This is a genomic window from Microbacterium meiriae, from assembly GCF_040685015.1.
GTDB lineage: Bacteria > Actinomycetota > Actinomycetes > Actinomycetales > Microbacteriaceae > Microbacterium > Microbacterium meiriae.
Window position 1 is genome coordinate 1,126,543 of record NZ_JBFBHD010000001.1, and the last position, 18,756, is coordinate 1,145,298.

An 18,756-nucleotide genomic window follows, 5' to 3' on the forward strand; every position below is an offset into this window, starting at 1 on the left:
ACGAAAGGGGGTGGGGGACGGAGACGGGGGCGCGGGGCGGGGCGCTCAGGCGCGGGCGAGCTCGGACTCGGTCGGGGCGGAGTCGGCGGGCGCGGAGGCTGCGGGCTCCGACGCCACGGGAGCGGAAGGCCGGGACGAACCGCGACGCTTCAGCATGCCGAGGAGCGAGGAGCGGTTCTCGCCGGGCGCGCCCAGAGCGGCGGTCACCCGGTCGAGGAACACGGCGATGAGCACGACGCCCAGTCCCGCCTCGACACCCTTGGGGATGTTGATCGTCGAGATCGCCTCGACGACCATCTTCCCGAGCCCGTCGGCTCCGGCCATACCGGCGATGACCGCCATCGACAGCGCGAGCATGATGACCTGGTTCACGCCGGCCATGATGGTCGGCATCGCGAGCGGCAGCTGGATCCCGCGGAGGATCTGACTCGGCGTCGCTCCGAAGGCGTGTCCGGCCTCGACGGTCTCGGCGTCGACACCGCGGATGCCCAGCTCGGTCAGGCGCACGCCGGGAGGCAGCGCGAAGATCACGGTGGCGACGAGTCCGGGCACCACACCGATGCCGAAGAACACGATCGCCGGGATCAGGTACACGAAGGCCGGCATGGTCTGCATGAAGTCGAGCACCGGCTTCAACGTCGCGCGCACCGTCGCATTGCGCGCCGACCAGATGCCCAGTGGCACCGCGATCAGCACGGCCACGACGGCGGCGACGAGGACCAGCGCGAGCGTCTGCATCGCCGGGACCCAGAGGTCCATGGCGACGATGAGCCCGAACGACAGGATCGTGCCGATCGCGAGCTGCCACGACCGCACGACCCAGGCGATCAGCGCGGCGATCACGATGATGACCGCGAAGTGCGGGGTGAGGAGCAGGCGGGTCAGGCCGTCGACGAGGAAGCTCACCACGAACGAGACCGCGTCGAGCAGGCCGTCGAGGTTGGCGGTGATCCAGTCGACGCCGGCGGCGACCCAGTCGCCCACAGGAATGCGGAAACCGTCCATCAGCGCACCTCCTCCGTGTCGACCTGGGCCTCTGAGCCGAACCCACCCTGGGTCCCTGAGCTCGTCGAAGGGCCGGGCTCGGCCGTCCATCCGTCGTCGAGCACGGCGTCGATCTCAGCCTGGGGCATGGGGGTCATCGGCAGCAGGATCTCCTCGGTCGCTCCGGGCCCGGGACCGAGCGCCGCGAGCAGGGTGACGCGCGGGATCACGCCCGCGAGGCGGCCGTCGGCATCCGTCACCGCGAGGGGCAGCGGCGACTCGACGGCGGGGACGAACAGGTTCATGAGGACGTCGTCCTCGCGGACGCTCTGCAGCACCGGCTTGATGATCGAGTCGAGGCGCGTGGCGCCCTGACGGACGAGCTTCACGGCGTCGCGGTCGGTGACGACGCCGACCAGCTGGCGATCCTTGCCGACCACGTAGGTCGCCGACATGTAGGCGTCCCGCATCTGGCGGAGCGCGGTGCGGGGACCGGCCGACTCGGCGACGACGGGGCGCGGACGCTCCATGACGTTCGCGGCGGTGAGCACGCGCGCGCGGTCGACGTCCTGCACGAACTGCTCGACGTAGTCGTTCGCCGGGTCCATGAGGATGTCCTCCGGCGTGCCGATCTGCACGATGCGCCCGTCGCGCATGACGGCGATGCGGTCGCCGAGGAACATGGCCTCGTTGAGGTCGTGCGTGATGAAGACGATGGTCTTCTGGAGCTTCTGCTGCAGCTCCAGAAGCTGCTCCTGCATCTCGCGGCGGATCAGCGGGTCGAGCGCGCTGAAGGCCTCGTCCATGAGCAGGATGTCGCTGTCGGCGGCGAGGGCGCGGGCGATGCCGACGCGCTGCTGCATGCCGCCGGAGAGCTCGGAGGGCAGCTTGTCTCCCTGGCCCTCGAGTCCGACGAGGGCGAGGATCTCCTCGGCCTTGGCCTGGCGCTCGGCCTTGCCGACCCCCTTGAGCTCGAGCGGGTAGGCGACGTTCGCGGCGACCGTGCGGTGCGGCAGCAGCGCGAAGTGCTGGAACACCATCGAGATGCGGTCGCGGCGGATCTCGCGCAGGCGCGCGGCCGGGATCCCCGTGATCGGGTCGCCGCCCACGGTGACGGTGCCGGCGGTGATGTCGTGCAGGCCGTTGAGCATGCGGATGATGGTCGACTTGCCCGATCCGGACAGGCCCATGATGACGAAGATCTCACCGCGGTTGACGGTGAAGCTGGCGTCGATGACCGCGGCGGTCCCCGCGTCGGCGACGGCCGTGCGGCTCTCCCCGGCCTTCAGTCGGCGGACGGCGGCGCTCGGATTCCTCCCGAACACCTTGTACAGATGGCGCGCTTCGAGTGCTGTTTCGGACACGTTTCCCCTGCGGCTCGGCCTTCGGGTGGCTGAGCCTGCTTCGGTTACGCCCGGGTGATCCTCACGAGGCCGTTCGACGTCTTCGCTGTGGCGGCACAGGCGGCGGATTTCGGATCCGCCGCAGAGGGGATCGACCGTACGCCCACGCCTCTTCGCCGCACAGCTCATCGAAGGAAGGACGTGACCGCGGACTGGTCTATGGGCCGTCGGGCCCGCAGACCAACGTAACGAAATGGCCGGTCAGCGGCAAATCCTGCTCCACGGACGTACCCGGGTTTCCGCCGCTGACCGGGGGATAGTACGAGCGTCTAGCAATCTCGGGGCGGCGTACTCACGGGCGCCGGACGGTGCGCGTCACGGTGAACTTCGGGGTGCGCCGGAGCTGATCGGTGGGGCCGATCAGACGGCTCATCTCGGCCCGGTGGCCGAGGCTCGAGTTGTACACCGTGAACAGCTCCCCGTCCGGTCGGAGCAGACGCGCGGTGGCCTCGAACAGGCGGGTCGCGGCGCCGGTGTGCACGCTGGCGCCGAGGTGGAACGGCGGATTCAAGAGCGCCGTGTCGAAGCTCCCCGCGGCGAGCGCCGAACCCGCGTCGTCGTGCGTGACCTCGACCCGGTAGGCCACGCCGTTCGCCGACGCGGTGGCACGGGCGGAGGCGACGGCGGCGGCCGAACGGTCTGTGGCGACGACGCGGTCCTGCGGGTGGGCGAGCGCCCAGGACACGGCGAGCGCTCCGGTCCCGCAGCCGAGGTCGAGCACGCGGCGTCCGCCGTTCACAACTCCGGAAGAACGGCCGCTCTCGCCGCCGTTCCGCTCGTTCTCGGCGCGTGTCACCTCTGTTCTCCTGAGTTGTGAACCGTCGAGGTCGAGCACCTCGAGCAGGACCCGGGTGCCGATATCGAGGCGGGACCCGGCGAAGGCGCCGCCGTGGGCCACGAGGACGAGGTCGCCGTGCCGCGCGGTGACCGGGAACGGCGGCGACTCGGGCACCGGGAGCGGCTCGGAGGCGACGAGCAGCCGCGACTTCCGCTCGGCGCGCTGCGCCTGTACCCGGGCGAAGCTCCGCCCCAGCACCTCGTTCTGCGCCAGAGTCATGTGCTTCACCCGACCGCCTGCGACGAGCACCACGTCAGGCGCAGCCCACCGGGCGACCGCATCCGCGATCTCCTCCAGTTCGGCGAGGGCCTTCGGGAGCTGCAGCAGCACCAGTTGCGCACCGGCGAGCAGGCTCTCGTCGAGTTCGTGCGGGGTGAACCCACCGATCCTGAGCTCCTCCGCATTGCGGGCGAGCGCGCGGCGTCCGGTCGCGAGGTCCTGGTGCACACGGATCCCGCGCCTCCCGGCCGCCGTGAGAGCGAGCGAGATCGCGCCGTACTCGTCTCCGATCACGACCGTCTCGGACCCTGGCACGTCGAGGGCGAGCGTCCGCTCCACGAGCAGCAGATCGGTCGCATCGTGGGCCTGGAGGTTGTCCGCCTCGACGTCGGGCCAGCGACGCAGACGACTGTAGGGGAACTCCGGCACCAGCCCACTGTACGCGGCCCGCCTCGCCCCCCCGTGCACAACTTCGGAGCTGACGGCCGGCACGCCGCCCGGACCGCCCGTCTGGCGGCGTGTCGACCGAGATCTCCGAAGCTGTGCCTGCCCGCGAAGGAGAGGGTTGACACGGAACCGGGTCCCATGGTTACTTAGTCAAGTAAGTAACCCAGCAACCACGGAGGACTCATGATCGAAGAAGGCAAGCCGCTCTTCCTCCAGATCGCCGAGCAGATCGAGGACTCCATCCTCGACGGCTCGCTGGCCGAGGAGGCGCAGGCCCCTTCGACGAACGAGCTCGCCGCGTTCTACCGCATCAACCCCGCCACCGCTGCGAAGGGAGTCGCCATGCTCACCGACAAGGGAGTGCTCCACAAGCGCCGAGGCATCGGCATGTTCGTCTCGGAAGGCGCCAGGGAACTGCTCCTCGGCGAGCGCCGCGCGGCCTTCGCCGACCGCTACATCGACCCGCTCCTCGCGGAGGCCCGCACGCTGGGTCTCGGCGCGGAAGACCTCGCGGACCTGCTCCGGCAGCGCGCCGCATCCGCCCCCACCCCAGAAGGGAAGAACCCCGCATGACCGCCGTCATCGAGGTGCAGAACCTCACCAAGCGCTACAAGGAGAAGAGGGCGCTCGACAACGTGTCGCTCTCGCTCGAGGGAGGCTCAATCTACGGGCTCCTCGGCCGCAACGGTGCCGGGAAGACGACACTCATGTCGATCCTCACGGCGCAGAACTTCGAGTCCTCCGGCACTGTGAAGGTGTTCGGCGAGCACCCGTACGAGAACGCCCACGTGCTCGGCCGGATCTGCTTCGTCCGGGAGAGCCAGAAGTACCCGGACGACGCGACCCCGCGGCACGCGTTCGCCGCCGCGCGCCTGTTCTTCCCGCACTGGGACCAGGACCTCGCGGACGAGCTCATCGCGGAGTTCCAGCTGCCGATGAAGCAGACCATCAAGAAGCTCTCCCGCGGGCAGCTCTCCGCGGTCGGCGTCATCATCGGCCTGGCCTCCCGCGCCGAGATCACGTTCTTCGACGAGCCCTACCTGGGGCTCGACGCCGTCGCCCGGCAGATCTTCTACGACCGGCTCGTGGAGGACTACGCGGAGCACCCGCGCACGATCATCCTCTCCTCGCACCTGATCGACGAGGTCGCGAACCTCATCGAGAAGGTCATCGTGATCGACAACGGCCAGATCCTCCTGAACGAGGACACCGATGCCGTCCGCGACCGCGCCGTGACCGTCGTCGGCGACGCCACCAAGGTCGACGCCTGGACCGCCGGCCGCGAGGTGCTGCACCGGGATGAACTCGGCCGCGTCGCCTCGGTCACCGTGCTCGGCACCCTCACCGCCGACGACCGCGCCGACGTGCGGGCCGCGGGTCTCGACCTCGCCCCCGTCTCGCTGCAGCAGCTCATCGTCCGCCTCACCCAGAAGGCCGAGAGCCGCGGCGCCACGAGAGCCGATGCCACCACGGAAGGAGTCCGCTGATGCGACGCACACTCAACGTCATCCGGCTGCAGCTCATCAACCGGCAGACCTTCGTCTGGGTCCCCCTGATCATCCTCGGCTCCGCCGTCGTGATCTCGGTCCTCATCTACGCGATGATCCCGGGCGATGCCCCCAAGTACGGCGGAGGCGGCCAGGCGCCGCTGTGGTACTTCTTCGCGATCGGCCTGTCGGCCATGACGCTGACCTTCCCGTTCTCGCAGGCCATGAGCGTCACCCGGCGCGAGTTCTTCATCGGGACGCTGCTGACCGCGATCCTCGGGAGCGCACTGCTCGGGGTGCTGTTCCTCCTGGGCGGTGCGATCGAGCTCGCCACCAACGGCTACGGCGTGAACGGCTGGGTGTTCCACCTGCCGTGGCTGTGGGAGGCCGGCCCGCTCGGCGCCTTCGTCGTCTACTTCACCCTCGCCCTGTTCTTCTTCGTGGTCGGGTTCACCGGCGCGACCATCTACAAGAGCTGGGGTCCGATGGTCCTCACCATCGTCGGCGTCGCCCTGGCGCTCCTCCTCGTGGGGGTCGTGTACCTGGTGACACGGCTCGAGCTGTGGGGCGACGTGTGGCTCGGCATCCTCGACCTCGGCGCCGTGGGCCTCGCGCTCTGGGGGCTCGTGGTCGTGGCCGTCCTCAGCGTCATCTCGTTCCTCGCGTTCCGTCGGGCCACGCCCTGACGTGAGGATCCGAATCCGCTGATGCCGCGACTGCGCACCCCGCGCGGTCGCGGCATCCGCGTCCTACCGCCTCTACCCAGCGGCCCGAGCCGGGGCAACCCGGTGGCCGCAGGCGGCCCTCGGCCCTATCCTCGCCAGAGAGGACCACCCGACCGCCGCGAGGAGAGGATGACGTGACGCCTGACCTTTCGCGCCTGCGCGTCCGCGAGCGCCGCTCGTACCTCGCCCGCACCATTCGCGAGGCGGTCCGCCCCGCCCGCCTGCTCCTCGTCGTCAAGACGGCGCTCGCCGTCGGGCTCGCGTGGACCATCGCGCCGCACATGCCGGGAGTCACCGACGAGTATCCGTACTACGCACCCCTCGGCGCGCTCGTGAGCATGTATCCGACGCTCATGGGGTCCATGCGGTCGAGCCTGCAGACCCTGTTCGGCCTGGCCACCGGTATCGGTCTGGCCGCGGTGATCGTGCTCACCGTCGGACCGACGTGGTGGACGATCCCCCTCGTCGTCGGCCTCGGCGTCCTCGTCTCCGGCACCGGCTGGTTCGGCGTCGGGAAGGAGTACGTCCCGATGGCGGCGCTGTTCGTGCTCATCATCGGCGGTCAGAACGCGGACGACTACTCCGTCGGCTACCTGGCCCAAATGGGGGTCGGAGTCGTGATCGGCCTGGTGGTGAACCTTCTCTTCGCACCCGCACCGCTCATCGGATCGGCGGAGGCGCGGGTGGAGCAGTTCCGACGACAGCTCGCGGGACACCTGCACGACATCGGCTCCGCGGTCTCCGAATCCTGGCCGCCGGAGACCGCGCAGTGGGCGGACGACGCCGCCGCGCTCGCCGAGACCACTGCCGACCTCCGTGCGGCCCTGGCCGAAGCCGACGAGAGCGTGCGCTACAACCCCCGAGCGCGCCGTCGGCACGCGGGAACCGCCCACATCCACGAGCAGCTCTCCACCCTGGACCGGATCGCGCACCTCATCCGCGACATCGCCGACGCGACGGCCGACACGATCTGGGAGCGCCCCGCCGGCATGCCCCTCGACCCCGCGCTGCCCGAGCCGTTGTCCGCGGCCTGCCACGCCGTCGCCGACGTCATCGCCGAGGACGACCCCGCCTCGAGCGCGGCGCACCGCCGTCGCGGCGAGGCGGCGCGGGCGATCCGGCTCCTGCTGGAGCGCGTCGACGACCGCACGTTCGACGTCCGCAGTTCGATGGGACCGGGCGTGCTGACGGCGATGCACCTCCGCCGCATCCTCATCCTCAGCGGCGAGCGCCCCGACGACGACGACGAGTGACTCAGATGGTGTCGTCGGCGACGACGATGTCCATCTGCCAGTAACGGCCGGTCGGGTCGGTGTCGTCGTGCGCGGCGTCGGCGGCGGAGAGCACGTCGTTGATGTTGTGCATCACGTCGTCGAACTCGGCCTCCGTGAGGCGGATGGTGCGCTGCACGAATGACGCGTGCACCTCGGCCGTGCGCCCGGAGACGTACTCCGGCGTCCAGGCCATCACCCGCCGCACGAGGTCCTGGTGGTCTTCGGCGAGCGCCGCCACGACGGCCCCGCCGAGCGCCTCGTCGGGCACGGGGTTCTCCGGACCGCCGACGTTGAGGGCCCCTTTGCGGCCCGTCCACACGCGGTCGCGGCGGTCTCTGGCCTGCTCCGGCGCCTCCTCGATGAGCCCCGCCTCGGCGAGCACTCGCAGGTGGAAGCTGGCGCTGTTGGCGGGCACATCGAGCTCGCCCGCGATGTCCGCCGCGCGCAGGAATCCCCGCCGGGCGATGAGACGCAGGATCTGCCGGCGCAACGGGTGCGAGTAGGCCTTGAGCATGGCCGACGTCATGAAGGCGGCGTCCTCCCGGGAGGTCGTTTCCGCGTCGTCGGCCATTCCCCGATCCTAGTCACGCATTTCCGCACGAATAGTTGCGCAATTAGTCTTGCGCAACTATCGTCGAGCCATGACGATGACGCCCACCCCCCACCGCCTGTCGCGGAACACGCGTTACCTCACCTGGCTCATCAGCGACACGAGCAAAGGCCTGGCGTCTGCCCTGTTCGGATTCGCCGTGCCGCTGCTCGCGCTGATCATCACGAACGACCCCGCGCAGGCCGGCGTCATCGCAGGTGCGGGCATGGTGGCCCGCCTGCTGCTCACGCTGGTCGGCGGCATCCTGGCGGACCGGCACCGGCGCATCGTGCTCATGCTCGTCGGCTCGATCCTGGGGATCGTGATGGCCGGAGCCTTCACGCTCCTCGCTCTCGGCGGCGCTCTCACCTTCGCGACCCTCCTCGTGATCGACGTGCTGTTGGCCGCACGGAGCGGCCTCTTCGACGTCGCCGGCGAGAGCGCATTGAAGGAGATCGTCCCGGACGACGCGATGGGGCGGGCGCAGGCCGCGAACCAGGGGCGCGACGCCGCCCTCCAGCTCGCGGGCGGACCCCTGGGCGGGCTGTTGCTCGGCGTGGGCGGCTGGCTCGTCGGTGCCGTCATGACCCTCTGCCACCTCGTCGCGGCCCTGACCGCCGGGTTGCTCGGCCGTCAGACCAGGCGAGCGGGCATCGCCGACACCGGTGCCGAGGAGGACGCGGACCTCGACGCGCCCACCACCCGCCCGAACGCCTGGCGGGAGTTCCGGGAGGGATTCGGCTGGCTGCTGTCCCGCCCCGACCTCGGCGGCGTCATGCTCATCATGACGATCATCAACCTCGGCTTCAACGCCGCGATCACCACCGTCGTCTACGCCCTGCAGCAGGCGGGGCACTCCGAACTGCTCATCGGCACGGTCAGCGCGGCGATCGGCGCCGTGATGCTCGTCGGCGCGGTCGTCGCCCCGTTCCTCGTGCCCCGGATCCCGGCGGGGGTGCTGACGATCGGCGGACTCACGGTCGTCGCCCTCTGCGCCGTGGTGCTGTCGTTCGTGTCCGCGCCGTGGGCCGTCGCGGTCGTCCTCGGTGCCTCGGTGCTCCTCCTCCCCGCCCTGAACGCGGGGATGATGGGCTACTTCATGGTGGCCACGCCCTCCCGACTGCTGGGGCGCGCGAACAGCGCCATCGGCGTGCTTGCGATGGGAGCCATGCCGCTCGCCCCCCTCATCGCCGGCTTCGGCCTCGCGTGGGCGGGACGCCAGGGCACGATCCTGATCTGCGCAGCCCTGTGCGTGCTGGCCGCCGCCCTCGCGATCGGGAATCGCGCCCTCCGCAGCCTCCCCGTCGAGTCTCGGTGGGCCGCGCACGCCGCCCAGTACGAGGCGGACTGAGGCGGAGACAGTGCGCTAGGGCGCGACCGCCAGCACGGTGATCCCCGCCGCCGCGGAGGCTACGGCGAGCACCAGCGCGATCGCGATGAGGATGACGTGCACGCGGAGGAACGGGGTGGCCTTGCCGTTGTCGTCCCTGGCGCGCGGATCGTTCGCGACCCGCTTGTAGAACCGCGGCCAGACGAGCACGTTGAAGCCGGCATTGAGGAACAGCACGACGACGAGAGCGATCACCCCTCCACGGTATCGAGGGTGTCGTCGCCCCACGGATTCGGGCGTCGGAATTCTTGGACCGCGACATGTATCACCGAGCCCTTGCCGTGCTCCTGGTAGGTGTGATCACAATGGGCTTCATGATCGACGGTGCCCCCGGCGCCGCCTTCGATCCGGCATCCGACGACGGGCGCGCACGCTGGGAACGTGCCGCGGACCTGTTCGATGCGTGGCGCGATGGCGACGGCCGCTCGATGGACGACCTGGTGCGGCTGATGACGCCGGTGCTGTGGCACGTCGTGCGCGCCTACGGCCTCGAACGCACCCTCGCGGAAGACGTCGTGCAGACGACCTGGCTCCAGCTCGTGCGCGGCCACGGTGCCATCGCCGACCCGCGGGCCGTCTCCGCGTGGCTCACGACCACCGCCCGCCGCGAGGCCTGGAAGGTCGGCAAGGCGAACGGTCGCGTCGACACCGCGGAATCCGACGACCTGGACGCCCTGCTTCCGGAGCAGGCGTCCGCCGAGGAGCACGCCACGCTGGACGACGAGAACCGACGGCTCTGGGCCGCGGTACGCCGCCTCGCCGAGCGCTGCCAGCGTCTCCTCCGGGTGATCGCCTTCGAGGACCGCCCTGACTACGCGCGCCTCGCCCGCGACCTGTCCATGCCGGTCGGCAGCATCGGGCCGACCCGCAGCCGCTGCCTCGCGAAGCTCCGCGACCTCCTCGACGCCCCGGCCCGTCGGACGGAGGGACGATCATGAGCGATGAGGACGACGCCCGGCTCTTCGCCCGCCTGCGCAGCCTCTGGGGAGAGGTCGATCCGGTCCCTGCCGGGCTGATCGACCGGATGGTCGCCGCGGTCGCGGCGGACGGGCTCAACCGCGAGTACGCGCTGCTCACTCTCGTGGAGGGCCAGCTCGGCACGGTCCGCGGCGAGACCGACGCCCTCACCCTGCAGTTCAGCGACGGCAGCACGAGCATCCTCCTCCACGTCACGACGACCGCGTCCGGGCGACGGCGGATCGACGGCTGGGTGGACACCGCCGCTGCGGAGATCGTGTTGCTGCAGGGCGAGCGCGAGCGCCGCACGACCCCGGCGGAGACCGGCCGTTTCGTGTTCGACGAGGTGCCGTCGGGGCTCAGCCGCGTGCGCCTGACCGCGACGGTCGGCGACGAGACCCGCACCCTGGAGACCCCGCAGTTCGAGTTGTGACCCCGCATCGCCGGCGCCGTCGCCGTCGATGCCCACGGAGAGGATGACCGATGGAGCAGCCCCAGGGATGGACCTGGCAGGACCGCGCGGAGGGATCGATCCGCCGCGGGACCGCCCTCGACCCCAGCACCGAACCGGTGGACGGGATCCGAGCGTTCCCCACCGCGTACCTGCCGGAGCGCCTGCTGATCACGCGTGCCCTCGACGAGCAGGAGGCGTACGACCGCGAGCTGCGCGCCCTGAGGGATGCCGCCGACTCCTTCGGCTGGCGGCTGGAGTTGGAGTCGCCGGAGCGCGAGATCGGGAACGGCGAGCTCGTGCCGGGTGTCGCGGGGTTCCTGCGGGCGCGCTTGACCACGCCGGATGAGCCGACCAGGGGCGAGTCCCCCGTGGCACCCGATGCCTGGCGGGTGCTGCAACGCGCGCGTCGTTTGTCGCGCTCGACGATGCCGCGGACCAGCCTCGAGCACGTGCTCTCGATCGATCCGGTCGGACTCAACCCGTTCACCCGGACGAACCCGTTCACCCGGACCAACCCGTTCACCCGGACGAACCCCGTCCGCGGTGCGGCACCCGGCGGAGGCGGCAGCGACGACTACCTGGAGCCCGGACGCGGGGCGCGGCAGCCGGTCACCTGGCTCGGTCCCGCCCCGGCCCGCGCCGCCGCTCCGAAGCGCGGACGACGACCGGTCGTGGCGGTCCTCGACACCGGGTGCGGCGAGCACGCCTGGCTGCCGTCCGACATCGTCACCCGGCACGTGGAGCTCGACGGCGTCCCCGTGGGCTTCACGGACGACGCCGACCCGGAGCGCTACCCCGACCTCTACGGGCAGCTCGACGGCGAGATCGACGCGGTGGCCGGGCACGGCACCTTCATCGCGGGCCTCGTGCGTCAGGCCGCTCCGGACGCCGACATCCTGTCGATCCGTGTCGCCGGCGCGCTCGGGGTGGTGGACGAGAGCACGCTCCTCGAGACCGTGGCGCAGGTCGTGGAGCTGCTCCGGCGGCATCGGGAGGATCCGACGACGGGCTTCCCGATCGACGTGCTGAACCTCTCCCTCAGCTACTACCACGAGACCCCGACCGACGGGCTCTTCAGCACGACGCTGTACGAGCTGCTCGCGAAGGCCAGGGAACTCGGCTGCGTGGTCGTCTGCTCGGCCGGCAACGACGCGATCGACCGCCCCTCCTTCCCCGCGTCGCTGTGGCCGTGGCCCGGCGCCGACAACGGGCTGCGGTCCGACGACGGGGCTCCGCACGTCTCCGTCGGCGCCCTGAACCCGTCGGCGCACTCCGTGGCCCTGTTCTCGAACGTCGGCCCGTGGGTGCAGGTGTACGCCCCGGGCGCCGCGGTGGTCAGCACCTCGCCGGCCTTCGTCGGCGGCGCGCAGGCCGCGACCCGCGCAGACGTCGACGGGCTGCCGCGCGAGACGCTCGACCCGGACGACTACCGAGGCGGCTTCGCGGTGTGGAGCGGCACCTCCTTCGCGGCTCCGTACATCGCCGGACGGGTCGCCGCCCAGCTCGGCGCCGTCCCGACCCAGGGTGTGAAGCCCGCCGTCGCCGCGAAGGCCGTCGCCGCCGTCCTGACGTCGCTGCCGACGCCGCACGAGAGGTCCTGACGCCTCTCACCCTTCCGCACGACCGCTCCGGCACGGCATCCTGGACGGATGCCCCTGTCCGCGAGCGCGCTGCACCGACGCGGCGTCGAGGCGGCCAACGCCCGGCAGTTCACCCGCGCCCGGCGGGAACTGGAGAAGGCCGCCGCCCGCACCGACGACGCCGACCTCCGCGCCCGCATCGACGGGACGGCCGCCTACGTGCTCGCGCAGACCGGCGAGCCCGCGGCGGCGGAGGCGCTGTGCCGGGAGGCCCTGGCCAGGGACGGACTGCAGGCCGAGACGGTCGCCCTCCTCGGCGGGCAGCTCGGCGCCCTCCTCATGCACGGCGGACGGATGGAGGAGGCCGAGGCGAGCCTGACCGCCGCGATCGACGCCCTCACCGCTGCCGGTGCCGAGACCACCGCGCTCGCGAACTGTCTGATGAACCGGTCGGTGGTGCGGATGCAGCGCCATCGTCTGGACACCTGCATGGCCGACCTCCGGCGCGCGATCGCGATCTACGAGGCGCACGAGGAACGGGACTCCCTCGCCGAGGCCACGCACAACCTCGGCTATGCCGCGCTGCTCGGCGGGGACCTCGTGTCGGCGCTGCGCCTGATGGCCGCGTCCCGGTCGACGTTCGCGGCCACCAGCGCCCTGGCCACCGCCATCAGCGACCTCGACCGCGCCGAGGTGCTCCGCGACGCGGGCCTGACCACCGAGGCGGAGGCGCTGCTCGGCCGCGTGGCCGTGCAGTTCGGTGCACAGCGGATGCGCCAGGCCCGTGGTGAGGCCGAGTTCCACCTCGCCCGCTCGCTCGTCCGGCACGACCCTCGGGCGGCCGAGCGCGCCGCCCGCACCGCCGCCCGACGCTTCACCGCCCTCGGCAGCAGCGGCTGGGCGGCCAGAGCCGCCGCGGTGCAGCTGGAGGCGCGGCAGCGGATCCGGCCCGACCGCCCCCTCGATGCGGACGCGTGGGAACGCGTGGCGCAGGAGCTCGACCGGAGCGGCTTCCGCACCGAGGCCACGGCCCTGCGGCTGAGCGCCCGCCGCGACGGCACCGGCCGCCTCCCCCGCGTCCCCGCCTCGGCCCCGACGCCGCTGCGGCTCCGTGCGCAGGAGGTCCGTGCGGCCCGCGCCGCCGGACGCGGCCGTGACGGGGAGGCGCTGCGCGCCGCGGCCGCCGGGCTCGACCTGCTGTCGGTGTGGCAGCGGTCGTTCGGCGCCCTCGACCTGCAGGCCTCCGTCGCCATGCACGCCAGCGACCTCGTGTTCACCGGGCTCGCCGCCGCGGTCCGCCGCCGCGACCCTGCGACGCTCTTCGAGTGGTCCGAGCGCGCCCGGCACCTCAGCCAGCAGGTCGCCCCCGTCCGCCCCCCGCACGACGACGCCCTCGCCGCCGACCTCGCAGAACTGCGGATGCTGCGCGCCGACCTCGCGGGGGCGGACTGGACGACCGACCCCACCGTCCGCGCGCTCCGCGACCGGGTGCGGGAGCGGCAGTGGTCCGCCACCGGCTCGGGAGCGACGAGGGAGCGCCGGACGCTCGCCGAGACCTCCGCGCTCCTGCCGTCCGATACGGCGGTGCTGGCCTACGTCTACACCGGCACCGGCCTGCACGGGGTAGTGGTGCGGCCGGACGGCGCGACCGTCGTCGACCTGTCGTGGTCGCGGGTACGGACCGCTCTCGACGGCCTGCGAACCGACCTCGACATGGCCGCGCTCACGCGGGGCGGCGCGATGGGGCCGGTGACCGCGCGCGCTCTGACGGCACGCCTCGCAGTCCTGGACGACGAGCTGCTCGGGCCGATGCGCCGGGCCGCCGCGGGCGCCGAGCGGTTCGTCGTCACCGTTCCCGGGATCCTCGGCGGGGTGCCGTGGGCCATGCTCCCCAGCATGCACGGCGTGCCGTTCACCCTCGCGACCTCGGTCTCGCGCTGGTTTCACGGCACGACGGCCGCCGCCTCGACCCCGAGCGTGGGCTTCGCGGCGGGACCACGGGTACCGCGGGCGGCGGAAGAGGTCCGGCGCGCGGCGGATTCATGGACGACGCGGGGGGCGACCCGCCTGCTGCAGGGCACCGAGGCGACCGTGACCGCCGCCACGGCACTGGCCGCTTCCGTCGATGTGCTCCACATCGCCGCGCACGGACGCCATGCGGTCGACAATCCTCTGTTCTCCGGCTTCGAGCTCGCCGACGGGGTGCTCTTCGGCTACGACGTCGACCTCATCCCCCGGGTGCCGCGGACCGTGATCCTCTCGGCGTGCGAGCTGGGGCGCTCCTCCGTGCGCTGGGGAGAGGAGGCCCTGGGCATGACGCGGGTCTGGCTGCACGCGGGCGCGGACTCGGTGATCGCGGCCCCGGTCACGGTGCCGGACGACGACGCCTGCGAGCTCCTCACCGCGGTCCACGACGGCCTCTCGACCGGCGCTTCTCCCGCCGACGCCCTGGCGAGCGCCGCGCTGACGACGGGGGTTTCCGCCCCATTCCAGTGTCACGGCAACGGATTCTGACTTTTTTGCCGGACCGAGGTATCAGAATCGCACCCACCCTCTCCTGTTCTTCGGAAGGTGTCGAGCGACAGGCCTCGAAGGGAGAGGCCCGAGGGAGGCGCCGTCGGTTCTGGGGAAACGCCGCTGGGGAGCGGGAAGACGAGACGGACACCATCTGCTCGGGAGCGTCGCGGTATGCAGCCGCGACGCTCTCGCAGGGCCTCGGCGATCTGGGGACGCCGAGGCCCTCGGGGTGTCCGCGGGCGGCCGGAGCGCCTCAGGCGAGGAGGACGCTGTACCCCGCGGCGCGCAGCGCATCGACCGCGGCGCCGTCGGCTCCTCGATCCGTGATGACGGTGGCGAAGAGCTCCGGCCCGCCGACCGTGGAGAACGCCTCGACCCCGAGCTTGCTGCCGTCGGTCACGACGACGGCGCGCCGCGCACGCTCCGCCATCATCCGGTTCACCGCCGCCTCGCGCTCGTCCTGCGTGGTCGCCCCGGCTGTCGCGTCCATCCCGTTCACACCGATGAAGGCGAGGTCCAGCCGCACCCCGCGGAGCAGCTGCTCGACGAACGGGCCCACGAGCTCGTACGTGCGCGAGTGGATGACACCGCCCGTGACGACCACCTTGATCTCCGGCCGGGTGGCGAGCTGAGCGGCGATGTTCACGGCGTTCGTGACCACCGTGATCCCGCCCTCCGCCGCCAGGTCCTCGCGGGCGGCGAGCGCGGCCGCGATGGCCGTGGTCGTCGTGCCGCCGGAGAGGCCGACCACCATACCGGGGGTGACGAGCGCCGCCGCGGTCTGTGCGATGCTCTCCTTCTCGTGCGTGCGGAGATGGCTCTTGTAGCGGAGGGGCAGCTCGTAGGCGACGGTCTGCGCCACGGCGCCGCCGTGCGTGCGGGTGAGCAGCCGCTGCTCGGCGAGGGAGTCGAGGTCGCGGCGGGTGGTGGCCGGAGAGGCTCCGAACCGCTCCACCAGCTCCTCCACCGTCACCTCCCCGTCCGCCGCGAGGAGGTCGAGGATCGCGTGCAGTCGGGCCGCGCGCTTCACCGGTCGTCGTTTCGCGTCGAGGTCGCAGCCCTGCCGGGAACCTCTGCGACCGGAGCGGGATTCTGCGACGAAAGCAGGGCGAACAGTCGCAGCATCCGGGCGGCTTCGTCCGCGAGGGCGGCGCGGGCGGGAGCGAGGTACTTGCGGGAGTCGACGAGACGCTCGTCGGCGGCGAGCACCTCGCGGACCGCGCGCGTGAAGAAGCCGTTGAGGTGGGTGGAGACGTTGACCTTCGTCATCCCGGCGCGCACGGCGTCGGCGATCACGGCGTCGGCAACCCCGGAGGAGCCGTGCAGCACGAGAGGCACGTCCGTCCCGTCGGAGGCGGCACCGCGGAGGGCCGCCCGCAGGCGGGCGATGAGGTCGAGGTCGAGGGAGGCGGTGCGGTCGGTCATGGCGTGCGACGACCCCACGGCCACGGCGAGCGCGTCCACCCCGGTCGCGGCGACGAACGCCCGCGCCTCGTCCGGATCGGTGCGCACGCCGGGGGCATGGGCGCCGTCCTTCCCGCCCACCTCGCCGAGCTCGCCCTCCACGTAGACCCCTGCCGCGCGCGCCCGGGCGGCGACCTCGGCGGTCACCGCCACGTTCTCGTCGTAGGGCAGCGCGCCGCCGTCGAACATGACCGAGCCGAAGCCGAGGGCCACCGCCTCGTCGACGAGCTCCGGTCGCTCCGCGTGGTCGAGGTGCACCGCCACCGGGGTCTCCGCGCGTCCTGCCGCGGCGAGCGTCGCGAGGGCGATCGGCTCCAGACCGCCGTGATAGTCGGCGCAGTTCTGCGAGATCTGCAGGATCACGGGGAGCTGTGCGAGTGCGGAGGCCCGCACGAGGCCCTCCGCGGTCTCCAGGTGGATGACGTTGAAGGCACCGATGCCGGTGCCGGCGGTGGCAGCCGCGGAGACGAGCTCCCGGGCGGAGACGAGGGTCACGAAGGGTCCTTCCGGAAGGAGGCGGGGTCGGGGCGGGACACGCGGAGCTGCTCCTCGAGCGCGCGCCAGCGGGGAGAGATGTCGCCGGCGAGCGGCATGAGCACGGCGGCCGCCGACCACGCGGTCGCGCGGCGGAGGATGACCTCGGGATCACGCTCGCCCTCCGCGGAGAGCACGGCGCAGGCCGCGACCGCGGCGTCTCCCGCACCGGTCGGGTTGCCGGAGAGCGGCTCGTCGAGTCGGGCGTGCAGGAGATCGGTCGCGGTCACCGCGAGCATGCCGTCGGCCCCGAGCGACAGGAGCACGAGCTCGGCGCCCCGGGCCAGCAGCGACCGGGCCCCCTCGACGGGGTCGTCGATGCCGGTGGCTTCGGCGAGCTCCGCGGCATTGGGTTTGAGCACGGTGGCTCCGGCGTCGGCGGCGCGCAGGAGGGCCGGGCCCGAGGTGTCCACGATCACCGGGACCCGGGCGTCGGCGCCCACCGCGACGAGCATCGGCACGAGCGATTCCGGCGCTCCCGGGGGGAGGCTCCCGGAGACGACGAGGACCCCGGCGCCGGGAAGCCGGTCGACGATCTCCGCGAGAAGCCCGCCCCACTCGGCATCGGTGGGGTTCACCCCTCGTTCGTTGACGATCGTGGTGTCGCCCGCGGCCTCGTCGACGAGGGCGATGCTGCGACGGGTGTCGGCCGCGACGGGCACGAGCACATGGGGCACGCCGCTGGCCGTGAGCTCCGCGGCGAACTCCGCGCCGACCGGACCGCCGGCCGTGGTCAGCGCGAGGACGGACGCCCCCTCGGCGTGCGCGACCCTGGCGACGTTGAGGCCCTTGCCGCCGGCGCGGGACGCCCCGGTGTCCGTGCGGTGTGTCCCGCCTGCGACGAGGCGATCGACCCGCCAGGTGAGGTCCAGAGCCGGGTTCGGGGTGACGGTGAGGATCATGCGAGCTCCCTGGCACGGAGGGCGGCGCCGATCAGTCCCGCGTTGCCGGACAGCTCGGCGGGGACGAGCGCGGGGAGGCGGTGGAAGCTGAGACGCGCCGCGAGACGGGTCCGCAGCTCGTCGAAGAGCGCGCCGCCCGCCCGCGACAGTCCGCCGCCGATTACCACGGCCTCGGGGGCGACCACGGCGGTCAGCTGCGCGAGCGACAGGGTGAGCGCGTCCAGCGCCGAGTCCCAGATGTCGGCGGCGACCCGGTCCCCGGCGGCCGCGCGGGCGATGACGTCCTTGGCGCCGTCCGGGGTCGTCCCCGTGGCCTCCCGGTAGCGGCGCGCGATGGCGCCCGCCGAGGCCACGGCCTCCAGACAGCCACGGGCACCGCACGGGCACACCGGTCCGTCGGCGATCGGGGAGTGCCCGATCTCGCCGGCGTAGCCTCCGGCCGTGTAGGGGTGGCCGCCGACGAGCAGGGCCCCCGCGATCCCGGTGCCGATCACGAGGATCACCGCGTCGTCGTAGGCCCGCGCGCCGCCCAGCTCGTGCTCGGCCCAACTCGCGGCGCGCACGTCGTGGTCGAACGCGACGGGGAGGCCGAGACGCTCGGCGGCGAGCGCGCGCAGCGGTGCGTCCCGCCAGCCCATGTTGCTCGCGAACACGCCGATCCCGGCGGCCGCGTCGACGATCCCCGGCACCACGAGCCCGGCGGCGCGCGGCGTCACGTCGGGATGCTCATCGCGGAGCTGCGCGGCGAGCACCTGCAGCCGGTCGAGCAGCGCGGGGGTGCGGTCGCCGTCGGCCGTGGGGGTGGGCGTGCGGCGGAGACCGAGCGCCCGCCCGTCCGCATCGAACAGCGCCGACTTGATGTCCGTCCCTCCGACGTCGAAGGCCAGGACGGGCGACCCGGCGCCGAGCGTGCGCACCGCGGCGAGCTTCTCGCCGGCCTCGTCCCTCGCGACGTCGGGGATCGCGTCCGCGGCGTCGTTCGGGGTCATCGC

Annotated in this window: 18 protein-coding genes; 9 read left to right on the top strand and 9 right to left on the bottom strand. The window is 72.3% G+C overall.

Annotation, left to right across the window (positions count from 1 at the left end; genetic code table 11):
* Positions 1-45: 45 nt before the first annotated feature.
* The 3 genes from AB0N68_RS05510 to AB0N68_RS05520 form a co-directional block, all read right to left on the bottom strand.
* Positions 46-1,005 carry an ABC transporter permease gene (locus tag AB0N68_RS05510; protein ID WP_259951736.1) on the bottom strand — a complete coding sequence of 320 codons (960 nt, stop codon included), beginning with the start codon at positions 1,003-1,005 and terminating at the stop codon, positions 46-48.
* Positions 1,005-2,348: a quaternary amine ABC transporter ATP-binding protein gene (locus AB0N68_RS05515; protein WP_232089145.1), complete on the bottom strand. Its 1,344-nt coding sequence runs from the start codon at positions 2,346-2,348 to the stop codon at positions 1,005-1,007. The genes AB0N68_RS05510 and AB0N68_RS05515 overlap by 1 nt, the downstream gene beginning before the upstream one ends.
* Positions 2,349-2,679: 331 nt before the next feature.
* Positions 2,680-3,873, bottom strand: a complete 1,194-nt coding sequence (locus AB0N68_RS05520) for a class I SAM-dependent methyltransferase (RefSeq protein WP_280565820.1) — start codon at positions 3,871-3,873, stop codon at positions 2,680-2,682.
* 201 nt (positions 3,874-4,074) lie between these two features.
* Here AB0N68_RS05520 and AB0N68_RS05525 point away from each other — a divergent pair, with 201 nt between their 5' ends.
* The 4 genes from AB0N68_RS05525 (at position 4,075) to AB0N68_RS05540 (ending at position 7,356) form a co-directional block, all read left to right on the top strand.
* Entirely contained in the window at positions 4,075-4,464 is a 390-nt protein-coding gene (locus AB0N68_RS05525; RefSeq protein ID WP_025104181.1) for a GntR family transcriptional regulator, read from the top strand.
* A complete protein-coding gene (locus tag AB0N68_RS05530) occupies positions 4,461-5,378 on the top strand; it encodes an ABC transporter ATP-binding protein (RefSeq protein ID WP_259951731.1) in 918 nt (305 codons plus the stop codon). The genes AB0N68_RS05525 and AB0N68_RS05530 overlap by 4 nt, the downstream gene beginning before the upstream one ends.
* Positions 5,378-6,064 carry a hypothetical protein gene (locus tag AB0N68_RS05535; RefSeq protein WP_187662887.1) on the top strand — a complete coding sequence of 229 codons (687 nt, stop codon included), beginning with the start codon at positions 5,378-5,380 and terminating at the stop codon, positions 6,062-6,064. The genes AB0N68_RS05530 and AB0N68_RS05535 overlap by 1 nt, the downstream gene beginning before the upstream one ends.
* A gap of 173 nt (positions 6,065-6,237) precedes the next feature.
* Positions 6,238-7,356, top strand: a complete 1,119-nt coding sequence (locus tag AB0N68_RS05540) for an FUSC family protein (RefSeq protein WP_268777538.1) — start codon at positions 6,238-6,240, stop codon at positions 7,354-7,356.
* A gap of 1 nt (position 7,357) precedes the next feature.
* Here AB0N68_RS05540 and AB0N68_RS05545 read toward each other — a convergent pair whose 3' ends face one another.
* Entirely contained in the window at positions 7,358-7,948 is a 591-nt protein-coding gene (locus tag AB0N68_RS05545; protein WP_187662885.1) for an ArsR/SmtB family transcription factor, read from the bottom strand.
* 70 nt (positions 7,949-8,018) lie between these two features.
* Between AB0N68_RS05545 and AB0N68_RS05550 the strand changes: the two genes are divergently transcribed.
* Positions 8,019-9,317 (top strand): MFS transporter, encoded by a 1,299-nt coding sequence (locus AB0N68_RS05550; RefSeq protein ID WP_292793882.1) that lies wholly within the window; start codon positions 8,019-8,021, stop codon positions 9,315-9,317.
* A 15-nt stretch (positions 9,318-9,332) separates the two neighbouring features.
* On the opposite strand, the gene AB0N68_RS05555 is transcribed toward AB0N68_RS05550, so the two are convergent.
* Positions 9,333-9,551 carry an SCO4848 family membrane protein gene (locus AB0N68_RS05555; protein WP_187662883.1) on the bottom strand — a complete coding sequence of 73 codons (219 nt, stop codon included), beginning with the start codon at positions 9,549-9,551 and terminating at the stop codon, positions 9,333-9,335.
* A gap of 119 nt (positions 9,552-9,670) precedes the next feature.
* Here AB0N68_RS05555 and AB0N68_RS05560 point away from each other — a divergent pair, with 119 nt between their 5' ends.
* The 4 genes from AB0N68_RS05560 to AB0N68_RS05575 are packed head-to-tail and all read left to right on the top strand — an operon-like array spanning position 9,671 to position 14,861.
* The gene (locus tag AB0N68_RS05560; RefSeq protein ID WP_232089144.1) at positions 9,671-10,294 is read left to right on the top strand and encodes an RNA polymerase sigma factor; all 624 of its coding nucleotides are present in this window, start codon (positions 9,671-9,673) and stop codon (positions 10,292-10,294) included.
* Positions 10,291-10,746, top strand: coding sequence for a hypothetical protein (locus AB0N68_RS05565; RefSeq protein WP_187662881.1), 456 nt, complete (start codon positions 10,291-10,293; stop codon positions 10,744-10,746). Before AB0N68_RS05560 ends, AB0N68_RS05565 begins: the two co-directional genes overlap by 4 nt.
* A 50-nt stretch (positions 10,747-10,796) precedes the next feature.
* A complete protein-coding gene (locus AB0N68_RS05570) occupies positions 10,797-12,368 on the top strand; it encodes a S8 family peptidase (protein WP_268777541.1) in 1,572 nt (523 codons plus the stop codon).
* A gap of 48 nt (positions 12,369-12,416) precedes the next feature.
* Positions 12,417-14,861 (top strand): CHAT domain-containing protein, encoded by a 2,445-nt coding sequence (locus AB0N68_RS05575; RefSeq protein ID WP_313366499.1) that lies wholly within the window; start codon positions 12,417-12,419, stop codon positions 14,859-14,861.
* A 256-nt stretch (positions 14,862-15,117) separates the two neighbouring features.
* On the opposite strand, the gene AB0N68_RS05580 is transcribed toward AB0N68_RS05575, so the two are convergent.
* The 4 genes from AB0N68_RS05580 to AB0N68_RS05595 are packed head-to-tail and all read right to left on the bottom strand — an operon-like array spanning position 15,118 to position 18,753.
* Positions 15,118-15,894, bottom strand: a complete 777-nt coding sequence (locus AB0N68_RS05580; RefSeq protein ID WP_268777543.1) for a DeoR/GlpR family DNA-binding transcription regulator — start codon at positions 15,892-15,894, stop codon at positions 15,118-15,120.
* A complete protein-coding gene (locus AB0N68_RS05585; RefSeq protein WP_280565906.1) occupies positions 15,891-16,823 on the bottom strand; it encodes a class II fructose-bisphosphate aldolase in 933 nt (310 codons plus the stop codon). The genes AB0N68_RS05580 and AB0N68_RS05585 overlap by 4 nt, the downstream gene beginning before the upstream one ends.
* Positions 16,820-17,764 carry a 1-phosphofructokinase family hexose kinase gene (locus tag AB0N68_RS05590; RefSeq protein WP_268777545.1) on the bottom strand — a complete coding sequence of 315 codons (945 nt, stop codon included), beginning with the start codon at positions 17,762-17,764 and terminating at the stop codon, positions 16,820-16,822. The genes AB0N68_RS05585 and AB0N68_RS05590 overlap by 4 nt, the downstream gene beginning before the upstream one ends.
* Positions 17,761-18,753: an ROK family protein gene (locus tag AB0N68_RS05595; protein WP_187662876.1), complete on the bottom strand. Its 993-nt coding sequence runs from the start codon at positions 18,751-18,753 to the stop codon at positions 17,761-17,763. Before AB0N68_RS05595 ends, AB0N68_RS05590 begins: the two co-directional genes overlap by 4 nt.
* Between the last annotated feature and the right edge of the window lie 3 nt (positions 18,754-18,756).

Excerpts from the sequence above, each read along its gene's own strand:
- AB0N68_RS05535 (WP_187662887.1), top strand. The coding sequence starts at position 5,378 with ATGCGACGCACACTCAACGTCATCCGGCTGCAGCTCATCAACCGGCAG.
- AB0N68_RS05530 (WP_259951731.1), top strand. The coding sequence starts at position 4,461 with ATGACCGCCGTCATCGAGGTGCAGAACCTCACCAAGCGCTACAAGGAG.
- AB0N68_RS05590 (WP_268777545.1), bottom strand. The coding sequence starts at position 17,764 with ATGATCCTCACCGTCACCCCGAACCCGGCTCTGGACCTCACCTGGCGG.
- AB0N68_RS05550 (WP_292793882.1), top strand. The coding sequence starts at position 8,019 with ATGACGATGACGCCCACCCCCCACCGCCTGTCGCGGAACACGCGTTAC.
- AB0N68_RS05575 (WP_313366499.1), top strand. The coding sequence starts at position 12,417 with ATGCCCCTGTCCGCGAGCGCGCTGCACCGACGCGGCGTCGAGGCGGCC.
- AB0N68_RS05525 (WP_025104181.1), top strand. The coding sequence starts at position 4,075 with ATGATCGAAGAAGGCAAGCCGCTCTTCCTCCAGATCGCCGAGCAGATC.
- AB0N68_RS05545 (WP_187662885.1), bottom strand. The coding sequence starts at position 7,948 with ATGGCCGACGACGCGGAAACGACCTCCCGGGAGGACGCCGCCTTCATG.
- AB0N68_RS05595 (WP_187662876.1), bottom strand. The coding sequence starts at position 18,753 with ATGACCCCGAACGACGCCGCGGACGCGATCCCCGACGTCGCGAGGGAC.
- AB0N68_RS05565 (WP_187662881.1), top strand. The coding sequence starts at position 10,291 with ATGAGCGATGAGGACGACGCCCGGCTCTTCGCCCGCCTGCGCAGCCTC.
- AB0N68_RS05510 (WP_259951736.1), bottom strand. The coding sequence starts at position 1,005 with ATGGACGGTTTCCGCATTCCTGTGGGCGACTGGGTCGCCGCCGGCGTC.
- AB0N68_RS05570 (WP_268777541.1), top strand. The coding sequence starts at position 10,797 with ATGGAGCAGCCCCAGGGATGGACCTGGCAGGACCGCGCGGAGGGATCG.
- AB0N68_RS05560 (WP_232089144.1), top strand. The coding sequence starts at position 9,671 with ATGATCGACGGTGCCCCCGGCGCCGCCTTCGATCCGGCATCCGACGAC.